Origin of the sequence: Geminocystis herdmanii PCC 6308, from assembly GCF_000332235.1 — a bacterium.
GTDB classification, from domain to species: domain Bacteria; phylum Cyanobacteriota; class Cyanobacteriia; order Cyanobacteriales; family Cyanobacteriaceae; genus Geminocystis; species Geminocystis herdmanii.
The window spans coordinates 4,074,334-4,087,481 of record NZ_CM001775.1 but is presented as its reverse complement, the minus strand read 5'-3'; the positions used below and the strand labels follow the sequence as shown (position 1 = coordinate 4,087,481).

General features: G+C 32.4%; 5 protein-coding genes. 2 read left to right on the top strand and 3 right to left on the bottom strand.

What is annotated here, in order from left to right:
- Positions 1–55: 55 nt before the first annotated feature.
- Positions 56–2,443: a dynamin family protein gene (locus SYN6308_RS20320; RefSeq protein ID WP_017296306.1), complete on the bottom strand. Its 2,388-nt coding sequence runs from the start codon at positions 2,441–2,443 to the stop codon at positions 56–58.
- Positions 2,444–2,651: 208 nt separating this feature from the next.
- On the opposite strand from SYN6308_RS20320, the gene SYN6308_RS20315 reads away from it, so the two are divergent.
- Positions 2,652–3,719, top strand: a complete 1,068-nt coding sequence (locus SYN6308_RS20315; RefSeq protein WP_017296305.1) for an ADP-ribosylglycohydrolase family protein — start codon at positions 2,652–2,654, stop codon at positions 3,717–3,719.
- 53 nt (positions 3,720–3,772) lie between these two features.
- On the opposite strand, the gene SYN6308_RS23090 is transcribed toward SYN6308_RS20315, so the two are convergent.
- Positions 3,773–9,391, bottom strand: coding sequence for a diguanylate cyclase domain-containing protein (locus SYN6308_RS23090; protein WP_017296304.1), 5,619 nt, complete (start codon positions 9,389–9,391; stop codon positions 3,773–3,775).
- A 420-nt stretch (positions 9,392–9,811) separates the two neighbouring features.
- Between SYN6308_RS23090 and polA the strand changes: the two genes are divergently transcribed.
- Positions 9,812–12,646, top strand: a complete 2,835-nt coding sequence (polA, locus tag SYN6308_RS20305) for a DNA polymerase I (protein WP_017296303.1) — start codon at positions 9,812–9,814, stop codon at positions 12,644–12,646.
- A gap of 147 nt (positions 12,647–12,793) precedes the next feature.
- Here the strand turns inward: polA and SYN6308_RS20300 are convergent, their stop codons facing one another.
- On the bottom strand, positions 12,794–13,087 hold the full coding sequence (locus tag SYN6308_RS20300; RefSeq protein WP_017296302.1) for a hypothetical protein: 294 nt from the start codon (positions 13,085–13,087) through the stop codon (positions 12,794–12,796).
- Positions 13,088–13,148 lie beyond the last annotated feature (61 nt).

Genomic DNA, 13,148 nt, shown 5'->3' with positions numbered 1-13,148 from the left:
TGTTTTAATAGTTGGAAGTTGGGTTTTATTTTGTTTACCCAACTTACTTTAAGTTTTATTCGTGAATGTCAATTAATGGTAATTTTCGTTCGTAAACTTGCATGGCTTCTAAGCAATTATTAATATTAGAAATCATCTCATTATAAGTAAGAGAATCTTCATGAATTTCTGCCATTAATTGTTTATTATAGGCTAATTTTTCCTGCACTTCTTGTTCTAAATTTTCCTCCATATTTTCCCTTGCTAAATCATATTGCTCCAAAATATTTTCTCGAATTTTTTGCGCTATGGGTAATAAATTTGTCTTGATAGTTTGGTTTACTGATTGACGAAAAACTTGGCGAATTGTATAGTTTACTTTTGGCTCAAAGTCTAGTTTTAAGAGTTGACGAATGGCAGGTTCTGCTTCTATCATTGACGAAACATCATAGGCTTGAGATGTCTGTTTCAATGTCTCCCGAAATTGATAGATGGAAAATGTACCTTCACTATAAAACTGAGGTGTTTCTCGCACATATCGATCGCACTCTGTAGTTGCAATAGTTTTTAAGGCATAAAATAATTCAGTTTCTAAAGTGGTTAATTGATTTTCGATTCCGCTATCACTGCCTAATAAATGATAAAGTTGACGATAACATTCCTGTTGACGTACAGAAACAACTAAATTGACGACAAAGTTTTTTACTAAGTCTTTTAATTCCTCAATTAGCACATCTTCAAGGGAATTAGAAAGATAATATAAAGCCTCTACTAAAACCGCAATTAATGGTGCTGTCTGGTTTCTCGGATGAGCTTTTACGGCTAAACTATAGGTATCGCTAACGGAAAATGTTTGTAATAATTCGTCGAGATGATTAACAAAACGGGATTGCATTTTGTTAAAATCTTGATTAAATAACTTGTTTTCTTGGTTAACAATTTGGTTAATTTCTTCCTCCATATAGCTGTAAAAATGATCACCAATTTCTTGTAATTGAGTGTTTAAACGAGCTAATTCTTGTTGTTTCATCGTCTCAATTTCTTGAGGTTGACTAATTAAATTCGTCTGTTTATTTTGATAAAATTTCTTTAAAGCGATGCAAATTGGTTGTAAATCATCAGCTAAATTAGTAAATAATTGAGGGCGTTTTTCTTCTGTTAAATAACGAGCAATTTCGTATTTAAAATTCTCGATACCACTATCATTAATTAGTTGATCAATTAACGGTACTCCCCATTCACCTAAAATGCGTAAATAGTTTTGATTTGGAGTGTCGTAACCATGAACAGAAACTTTAAAATTAGTACGGGTTAATTTACCAGAGTTGGCACAGTAGTTATTAAATTCACTGATGAATTGAGGGGTTTCTTCTTCTCCTCCTAACTCTTTAATGCTATCCTGAAATATACTATCTAATCCGTATCGATCGTGAAAGGAAGTTTGCTTAATTTGTGTACCATAAAAGCCCAATAATCCACTGGTTTTATACACTCGATTGGTGTGGTTAAATTCCGTTGCAATTAAATGCTCTAATCGTTGTCTTAATTGACCAGAATACCACGTTTCATCAATGCGATTAAAGACATAAAAAACTCGATCTCTAATGGCAGGATTAGACTTAATTTTTTCTAATAAATCTGTTTCTGCTTGGGTTAAATCTCCAGCAGAAGCTGGTTTTAACACACACACCACGAGGGAAGTATCAGGATTTTCGATTTTATCGTAGGCTAACTTGGCATCTTTTTGAATGGGGGCATCGATACCGGGTAAATCAACCAAGACGTTACCATCTTCAAGGAGAGGATGATGACAATAGTAATCAAGGCGTTTTAACACAGCCGAATTTTTGCCTCGACGAGCGTAAGTAGCCGCTTCCGTGAGATTATTAAAGTTAAACTGCCCCATGGAGTAAGTAGCGTTGCTGTCTTCTCTGATTTTGTCTTTATTGTCTTCAAAACCTTCTAATAACAGCTTTAAAGCATTGGCTTGTTTAGCGGTTTCTGACTTGTTAACTCCTCCTTCTTGGGCGATAATTTGCTCAGATTCTTTTAGTAATTGCTCAATTACATGGGCTTGATTAACGTAAATATCTGTTAAGTTGATGTTAAGACGTTTGGAAATATAAAGAATTTGCTCTAAAATCTCTTTCTCACTTAAAAACGTTAATACTACTTTTTCTTGTTCGGGGAGTGCATATTCAATATAACATTCAATGCCTGTGGCGTGACCTTCTGCACTATATAATAATTCACGTCCGAGTAAGGCGTTGATTAACATGGATTTTCCTGCACTAAATGCCCCTGCAAAGACTATTTCAAAGCGCGGAGATATGGCTTTTCGTAGGCTGGTTTCTAGTTGTGAGGTGTTTTGGTGCGATCGAAGTTCGGGATTTTTCTGGAGTAATTCAAGGATTTGATTAACTTGAGAAGCTAAGTCGGCACACTGGGGATGAATTTTTGTCATGGGATAATAATCTAAGAAAGTTTCATATTACTATCTTATGATGTTTTAAGGAATATGGTGTATTAAACTTATTGCAGAAGTTGAGTAATGAGTAATAAGTAATAAGTAATAAGTAAAAAAAATTATGTTTTTCATCCTAAAATCGATTTTAGTTTCTATTTTGCCCTCGTATCTATGAAAAAATAATACAAATTAGGTGTTGATAATCATGAAACAAAAATGTCGTATTAAAGGTATTTTACTCGGTACAGCCGTGGGTGATTCCGTTGGTTTACCGGCGGAAGGAATAGCAAGAAAGCGTAATCAAAGAATGTTTAAAGGAAAATGGCATCAAAGATTATTCTTTGGTTATGGCATGATTAGCGATGATACAGAGCATAGTATTTTTGTCGCTCAGTGTCTTCTTGCCTGTGGTGATGATGAGCAAATTTTTCTCAAAAGACTGGCATGGTGTCTCAAATGGTGGTTAGTTTCCTTACCTGCTGGGGTGGGTTTGGCTACCTTAAAATCGATTATTCGTTTATGGTTAGGAGTTTCTCCCCTCAAAAGTGGCGTATATTCCGCAGGAAATGGTGTCGCTATGCGATCGAGCATTATCGGAGGGTATTTTGCTGATAATATAGTTAAACTGGATGATTTTGTCACTTTATCCACTAGAATAACCCATAGTGATCCTCGTGCTTTAATTGGGGCAAGATCGATCGCTCATATTACAGCATGGATTATAAGAGAAGATTTACAAGAATGTCCCGACATAGACGAATTGGAAATAATGCTCAGGTTAGTAGAAGATACAGAAACAGAATGGTTAAACTTAGTAAATAAAATTATTTATAGCTTAAAACAAGGATTATCTGTGATAGAATTTGCAGAGTCGATCGGACAAAAAAAAGGAATTTCAGGATATATATATCATACTGTTCCTATGGCAATTTATGCGTGGTATCAACATTTTGACAACTTTCAAGAGGCTTTAGAAGCGGTGTTTAATTGTGGTGGTGATACCGATACCACGGGAGCGATTACGGGGGCTTTATGTGGAGCAACATTAGGAGAATCAGCGATTCCGCAATCATGGCGACAAAAAATTTTAGAGTATCCTCGCAATATTAAATTATTAGAAAAAATAGGAGATAAACTAACAGAAAATATCAACAATAATTATCAAAAAAGTAGCCCCGTTAACTATCATTGGTGGTGGATATTACCAAGAAATTTACTATTTTTAATTATAGTTTTAACTCATGGTTTTCGCCGTTTATTACCGCCTTTTTAAATGATTTTGTTATTTTTCCCGAATAAGGAAATTTCTGACTTATTCAGCAAACCCTAATTATAAACATTAACTTGATTTCTCCCTTTCTCTTTAGAAAGATATAAAGCTCCATCGGCTTGGTAAATTAGTTGAGATGGGGTAAAATTAGAATCGGGTATCATACTGGCAACCCCTAAACTCAAGGTGACATAAGGAAAAATTTTCGATCGAACATGGGGAATTTGTAAATTAACAATAGTCTGACGGATTTCTTCAGCGACAATTAATGCACCTTCGGTATTGGTATTAGGTAAAATTACCACAAATTCTTCTCCTCCATATCTAGCGACTAAATCACCGCTACGTTTCGGTATTTTGGCAATATTTTGGGCAACGGTAATTAAACAGTCATCCCCTTTTTGATGTTGGTAGTAATCGTTATAAAGTTTAAAATAGTCTATATCTATGAGAATTAAGGCTAAAAATTCCTTTTGTCTTAAATGTCTTTGCCATTCAATGGCTAAATAATCATCAAAGCGACGACGATTCGCTATCTTGGTTAAACCATCTAAGTTAGCTAAATTCAATAATTCTTGATTAAGTTTTTGTAACTCTAATGTTCGATCGTTTACTTGTTGTTCTAAAATGCGATTATATTCTGATAGTAACTTCTCGGCTTGTTTTCGTTGAGTAATATCTTGAAACGCCGCCATGGCATATTCTACATTACCAAAGTTATCATAAATCGGTGTCCCCCATACTTCTAATAGAATTACACGATCCTTCTGATGAATTTCGATGTCTTCGCAGGTGGACATTTGCCCTTTTAAGGCTTTAATAATAGGTAATTGATCATTTGGATAGATATTATTCGTACCTGCGATATAATTTTGATAGACTTCGGAAATCTTATCAGAAGTCACATTGGGAACTACTCCTTTACCTAAAAGGATTTTAGCTTGTTGATTGACATAATATGGGCTTCCTTTTGAGTCTAAAATGGCAATACCCACAGGCACAGCTTCCAAAAATTCCCGTAATTGTTCTTCTTTTTCCTTCACATGGGCATATAATTGGGAATTGTGAATAGCAATCACCGCCTGTTGCGATAGTAACTTTAATAATTCAATCCTCTCTACAGTAAACACACCGCTAGTCAAATTATTCTCCAAATAAACTACCCCCATTAATTTACCTTGATTAATTAATGGATAGCAAAGAAGGGAAAGAGGTTGATAGGTTTTTATATAATTATCCTGTGCAAACTTATCGTAACAATAATCCTCATTCTTGGTGTTATTATCTTTATCTCGATCGAGTAAAATAGTTTCTTTAGTACGAGCGGTATAATAAAGAATCGACTCTGGTAGAGTTTCCCTGACGGGTTTTTCATAAAAAATAGTGACTCTCTCGTTATCACAATAAACGGAAACCACAAAATTACCGATTTCTCCTTCTGAGGTAGGTTGATGTAATAATAAACAACCCTTAGTGCCTCCCGCATTTTCTAGTAAAATTTTCATCAAAGTTTGCAACAAATTTCCGAAAACAATTTCACTGGTGATAGCCTGAGAGGCTTTCATAATGCTTTGTAAGTCAAAAATCGCTTTTGAGTTGGTATTTCTAGCAGTTTGGGAAATAATCCCAGAGGAGGTAATCTCTTTTGATACCACTTCAAATAATTGAGGATATTTTTGTTCTAAATCTTCTATCTTGGCTTTTGCACCCCAAAGACTATAATCATAATGGGATTCTCTCAGATAAAAATATCCTAATTTTTCTTTCCCCCACTGGAGATAAAATTGGGCATATAATTCTTTAATAAGGGCTAATTCTTGTAAATATTGATTTTTTTTCCCATTGTCTAAGGCTAACTCGTAAAATTCTATCGCCTTCCCTTTACTCCCTAAAACTCTTTCTTTTTCCGCCTCGATTAAATCGTATTTATGTTGATGATTCATGGGAGCAGTTTTTGCCCATTGTGCTACGATACCTTGATGATGAATAATTTTTTCCCATATTTTCTCTTGGGTGATGACTTCTCCCCTGATGATAAGAGAAGGTGATACTTCTACGGATTCCGATTTTTTCTGTGTCACAGAGGGATATAAAGCCAAATAAGTTAAAGCTGAATAAAAATGATAAACAGGGAAAAAGATAAGAGAAGACACTCCCCCTAAATAAGATTCGCCTTCCACAAGGTAATCTAAAGCCGAACTATAATTATGAAAAGAGTAGGCTAAGATAATTTTATAAGTATAGGCTTGGGCTAATGCCGTTAATTCTTGTTGTTGACGATGTTGGGGAAACATTTTCATTTCATCGTAGAAATTCCCCGTTAAATAATTAGGTTGTACTTTTTTCTCTAGTAAATTGTCGATCGTCTGTTGTACCATATCCACATAAATCTTGGCGGAATCTTGCTTTAATTCCAATAACAGACTGTAATAATTATTTATCTCCCTTTGTAAATAATCTAATTCGACACCGCTAAAAAAGAGAGTAAAATCATAGACAAGGATAGTGTAACCGGCAGTTAAAAAGTCTCCCGTTTCTAAACTAATTTTAATACTTTGTTGATAAATGGGTAAAGTTGCCCTCATGACTTTTTGACGTGGTTGAATACAAGTCGCAAAAATTTGTCCAATGATACCTTTATACTGATAATTAAGATAATTTTCTGTTAACTCCAAAGCCAATTTCCCAAAACGATAACCTTTTTCTACTTCCTCAAAAAAAGTACATAACACCATGCCATAAATAACATAACCGACGGGGGAAACCGAAGCATTACCGTATTGTAAAGAAAGACTAACCATCATTTCTCCTAAAAATGGCAATAATTCAGGCATTCCTTGAAAAATAGGGGAATATAAACGCCACAATATATCCATTACCGCCTTAACTTTTTTATCTCCCATGGGCGGTAAATTTTTAAAATCCTCGATATTTTTCCCCTCTAGCTGTGTTTCTAGCTTAGTTAAAATATCATTATTCTCTCTAGTCGGTAAATCAAACCCTAATTCTTGCAAGGCTTGTCTGCCGATGTCTATAGCGGATAAGAGGTTACTGTGGGAAGTTTCTACTGCTATCAAAATTTTATAGACTTTCACTTTATCTAAAATCGAAGTAGCGTTAGTTAAGACACTATGGGTTTTTTGTGTCATCTCCTCGACATCGCCGTTTAAATAGGCTACTTCTACCATAGTGGTATAAAGATTGAGCGTTAAATCATATTGATTTTGCCAACAATTATCTCTTAATAATTCAATGGCGATCTTTAAATAAATTTTTGCTACACTATAGGCGATCGTATTTTTAGCTTTTATACCTCCAGTTAAATTTAATTGGGCTAATTTTTCTCGTAATGTTATCTCTTTGATTAATTCTCTACCTTGATTCAAATGTTTTAAAATATCAAATATATTATTATCTAACTCATTTTCTGGGGTATTTTCTAACAATAATAAACCTATTTTTAGATGAATTTTTGCTTTATCTTCTTCGGGAATTAAATTATAAAATGCTTGTTGAATTCGATCGTGCTTAAATTTATACTTTTCAATAATCAGATTTTCATTTAAAGTCGTCAAGGGTAAAATTAAACCTGCATTAATAGCAGTAACTAAATCAGGAAAAATATGAGTCGGTAATGTCTCTTTGATTAGACTTAAATTAGAGAGGGTAAAACTAGCACCGAAACAAGCTGAATATTTTAAATTACATTGAGTAGAAGGCGTTAATAAATTTACTTCATTAACCATTAATTCTACCACGTTATCCGTCATATTTTGATTAATAATTTTCTTAATTTTCCATTGCCAAAGACGCTTTTTATAATTAAAATAAATCAATTTTTTTTGATATAAATTAACTAAAAATTGTTTAACAAAAAAAGGATTACCTAAAGTTTTATTATAAACTAATTCTGCTAAATATTTAATCTTATTAACCTCACATTTCAAGGTATCTGACATCAAATCATAAATATTTTCTAAGGTTAAATTACCTAAATCAATTTGATTAAATACTTGCTGATTATTTTGAAAATAATTTAATAATTTATTGACGGGATGATTTTCTTGAACTTCTTGATCTCGATATGCAACAATTATCAGTAAATAGTTGATTTCTCGATTATTAATTAATAATTTAATTAATTCCAATGTTGCCAAATCAGCCCACTGTAAATCATCTAAAAATAGCACTAAAGGATGTTCTTTTGAACAACAACAATTAATAAATTTTTGAAATAATAATTTAAAGCGATTTTCTGACTCTTTTATCCCTATTTCTGCTACGGGTAATTGTTTCCCAATAATTAATTCTAATTCAGGAATAACATCGATAATTACTTGTCCATTTAATCCCAATACATTTAGTATTTTTCTGCGTAACTTATCGAGATTTTCTTTTGTTTCCGTCAAAAATTGTTTTAATAATTGTCTTAAAGCAGAAACAATCGCACTATAGGGAATATTTTGTTGAAATTGCTCAAATTTCCCCGTAATTAAATAGCCTTTTTTGTCGGTAATAGATTTATAAATTTCTTGAACTAATACTGATTTTCCTGTACCCGAATAACCCTTAATAAAAATAATTTTACTATATTGTGACGTGGGTTCGATCGATGATAAATTATCATGATTATTATGATCAATAATACCTTTAACAAGGTCATCATTTGACTGTTTTAAAAAATCCTTTTCCCTACCTCCATGAATATCTTTTATTTCCTGCTCTAATATATAATTAAAATTATCTAAGAGTAATTGAATTTCTTTTTCTCTACCGTATAATTTTTCAGGAATGTTAAATTTATCAGAAATATCCTGAATAGCCATAGGAAAATAATCAATTTTTTGAGTTGAAGTAAACTGTTTTAAACAAGATTCTAAATCAGCTTTTAAACCCCATGTACTTTGATAACGCTCATCTGGATTTTTAGCCATTAATTTCATGATAATATCAGAAATAGGCTGAGGAATTAAAGGATTAATTTGAGAAGGAGATAAAGGTTGTTTGGCTAAATGACAATAAATTAATTCTAAAGAATCTTCCGTTTCAAAAGGCAATTTGCCCGTAAATAATTCGTATAAAGTAACCCCTAAAGAATAAAAATCTGTGCGATAATCCAAGCTAAGATTAAGCCTTCCCGTTTGTTCGGGAGACATATATGCTAAAGTACCCTCTAAAATTTGAGGCTCTTTTAAAATGGGATTTTCTCTAGTTAAACGAGTGGCAATTCCTAAGTCAATTATTTTTAATTGTTCTGTTTTATAATTGAAAATAATATTATTAGAATTAATATCTTTATGAATAAGATTAGCTTTATGTAGTTGTTCTAAAGCCTGAACAATTCTGATGGAAATTTTGAGAGATTCAAGAAAATAAAAACAATAATTATGTTGTAAAATGTTTAAAGATTCTCCTCCAAAATCTTCTAAAATCATGATCAATTTATTCTCGTATTCTTGTAAAGAATAAGCCTTAATTATGCTATCTAAATTAAGTGATTTTGTTAACTCATATTCTTGTTTATAACGAATTAATGAATCAGAAGTGGGATAATTTTTTTTTAAAACTTTTAAAATTACCTTTTGCTGATTAGACAAACAAATTCCACGATAAACCGTTGAGTTTATACTTTCATCAATTTGTGAAATAATGTCATAACCTGATAGGGTAATCATATTGGGTATTGAGGGATGAAGCGTTTACTAAGAGATAATCAGAAATAATTTTTAGAGAAAATTTTGGAAGAAGTTTAATGATTGAGGTTTAGGATATTCGATCGTAATTCTATTTTGATTATAAACCAAAGATTATTCTCAATTCTTAAATTCTCATTATTTTTTACTTTAGCAAACCGTAATTATGAATTTCATAAGTGTAAAAATAAACTATACTCATCAAGGTTATAATTTAATGTTGCAAAATATAAAGTTGCCTTTTGCCTACCTTCATCAAACTCAAGTTATGCCCTCGCCAAGTATAAAAATGGTGAGTTTTTGACTAAAATTTGCTAAAACGGTGCATTTTTTTGTTAATGTAGTATTTCTAAACAGTTGATTTTAATATTCTTGTGCTTCCCATGCACAACCCCTAATTAAATGACAAATCCTCTATTTCTGATTATCGATGGACATTCTTTAGCGTATCGTTCTTATTATGCCTTAGCTAAGGCAAAAAAAGGTGCGTTAAAAACTTCATCGGGTATTCCTACCAGCGTCTGTTTTGGTTTCCTCAATTCTCTATTACAAATTATTGGGGATTATCAACCTCAATTTTTAGCAGTGGCTTTTGATTTGAGAGAAGCGACTTTTCGCCATACTGCTGATGTTAATTATAAAGCCGATCGAGCTGAAACCCCCTCAGATTTTATTGAGGATATGAATAATTTACAGGAATTACTCAAGGCGTTAAATATTAGTATCGTCACCGCCTCTGGTTATGAAGCCGATGACGTGATTGGCACATTAACAACTTTAGGAGTTGCCCAAGGTTATCAGATTAAAATTTTAACAGGCGATCGAGACTTATTTCAACTGGTTAATGATGAGAAACAAGTAACAGTTTTATACCTAGAAAGAAGTTTAGGTAAATACGAAATTTATGACGAAGAAGCGGTGTTTTCTAAAATGAAAGTTAAACCCTCGCAAATTGTCGATTATAAAGCCTTATGCGGAGACAAATCTGATTGCATTCCGGGAGTGTTAGGCATAGGGGAAAAAATAGCGAGTAATTTATTAAGTCAATACGATAATTTAACTAATATTTACAACAATTTAGACAACATAAAACCTACGATAAAAAATAAGTTAATTAAAGGAGAAAAAGAAGCTAATCATTCTAAATATTTAGCGGAAATTATTACCTATATTGACTTAAATTTGTCTTTAGATACTTGTAAATTAACAGGTTTTGATAATCAAACAATTATTCCTTTATTGCAACATTTGGAGTTAAATAGTTTTGTCAAACAAATTAATAATATTCAAGAAAAATTAGGGGGTGACTTATTACAGTTAGATAATGAAAAAATTAATAATGGAGATAGTCAATTATCTTTATTCGCTCAATCATCTCCTAATCAAAATGATGACAATATTAGAGAAACTTTCATTGTCGATAGTAAGGAAAAATTAGAAGAATTTGTTACTCTGATTAAACAACATAATTTGACGGCATGGGATACCGAAACTGATAGTTTAGATACTCAACAAGCTAACTTAGTGGGTATCGGTTGTTGTTGGGGTGACTGTTGGGAAAAAGTTGCTTATATTCCTGTTAAACATTCCCAAGGGCAACAATTAACTCTCTCAGAAATTAAGACAATTTTACAGCCTATTTTAGAAGATAAACAATATCATAAAACCTTCCATAATGTTAAGTTCGATCGACTAATTTTAGCTCATCATGGTATTAATATTCAAGGGGTTGTATTTGATACCATGTTGGCTAGTTATGTTTTACAACCCGAAGAAAGTCATCGGTTAAGCAGTTTATCCATTAAATATTTAGATGATACTGTGTCGATGGATTATGATGATTTAAACCTTGACAAAAAGCAAAATATAGGAGATTTAGCTATCGAAAAAGTTGCCGAATATTGTGCCTTAGATGTGTTAGCAACGTTTAAGTTAACCCAAATTTTACAAGAAAAATTAGCAGAATTACCCACTTTAAAACCTGTCTTCGATATTGAGTTAAAGTTAGAGCCTATTTTAGCAAAGATGGAAACTTTAGGGGTAATGATCGATCGAGCCTATTTAGATACATTATCCCAAGAAATTAACCAAGAATTGCAAAATATCGAAGCAAAAGTTTATGAAGAATTTGGTAACTTTAACCTAGCATCCCCAAAACAATTAAGTGAATTATTATTTGAAGAATTAGGCTTAGATAAACGTAAGTCAACGAAAACAAAAACAGGCTATTCTACCAATCAAGCCACCCTAGAAAAACTCAAAGGAGATCATCCTATCATTGATTATATTTTAAGTCATAGAACTTTAGCAAAATTAAAATCAACCTATGTGGATACCTTACCAACTTTAGCTAATCCTAAAACAAATCGAATTCACACTAATTATAATCAAATGGTAACGGCAACAGGGAGGCTTTCTTCTTCCAATCCTAACTTACAAAATATACCCATTCGCACGGCATTTTCTCGACAAATTAGAAAAGGATTTATTCCCCAAAAAAACTGTAAATTTTTAAGTGCTGATTACTCTCAAATTGAATTAAGAATTTTAGCCCATTTAAGCGAAGAAGAAATCTTAATATCCGCTTACCAAAATTATCAAGATATTCACGCAGTCACCGCTAAATTATTACTAGATAAAGAAGACATTACTCCCGAAGAAAGAAACTTAGGTAAAACCATTAATTTTGGTGTTATTTATGGTATGGGGGCACAAAAATTTGCTAGGGAAACAGGAGTCAAAGTAGCGGATGCTCAAAAATTTATTAATATTTATCGAGAAAAATATCCGAAGGTTTTTAACTATTTAGAAACCATGAAAAAAGAGGCTTTAGTTAATGGTTATGTCACCACTATTTTAGGCAGAAGACGTTATTTTCATTTTGACGATCGAGCCTTGCAAAATTTAAGAGGAAAAGATATAAATGAGATAGAATTATCCGATTTAAAACTTAATAATTATAGCTCACAAATATTAAGAGCCGCCGCCAATGCACCCATTCAAGGCTCAAGTGCAGATATTATTAAACTGGCTATGATCGAACTCGATCGAATTTTAGCAGATTATCAAGGTAATTTATTATTGCAAGTTCACGATGAATTAGTCTTTGAATTACCTTTAGAAGAAATAGAAGAATTAGGGGAAAAAATCAAAGAAACCATGGAAAATATTATCCCTTTAAAAATACCTTTAATAGTCGATATTCACACAGGAGATAATTGGATGGAAGCCAAGTAATTAATTGAGAATTGAGAATTGAGAATTGAGAATTGAGAATTAATTCTTTTTTTACTTATTACTCATTCATTCTCGTTTTTCCTTCGATTTTACCTAACCCCTAACACCTTTTCAATCAATTTTATCCTTCACTTTTGGGAAATAGAATTATTCTTGAGAAAATTTCGACATAGCATCTTCAAAAGAGTGACTTAATTCATCCCAAGCACGTTGAAAACCAGCCGTTAAACTTTGCCAAGCATCATCTCCTGAAGATTTAAGCTCAACTAATTTGGCTTCCAACTCTGCTTTTTTAGCGTTTAAAGTGTCGATTTTACCATGTATGTCACCTTTAGCACCTTCTCCAACTTCATCGGCTTTGGCTTTCAAACCATCTAATTTTGCTCCCCACTCTTGCAGTTTAGCTTCCATTTCGCCTTGATATTTTTCTTTATCGTTCATAATACTTATATATGCTAAATGTTCCTGTTCATTCTAGCATCTCTTTATATTTTTTTGGTAA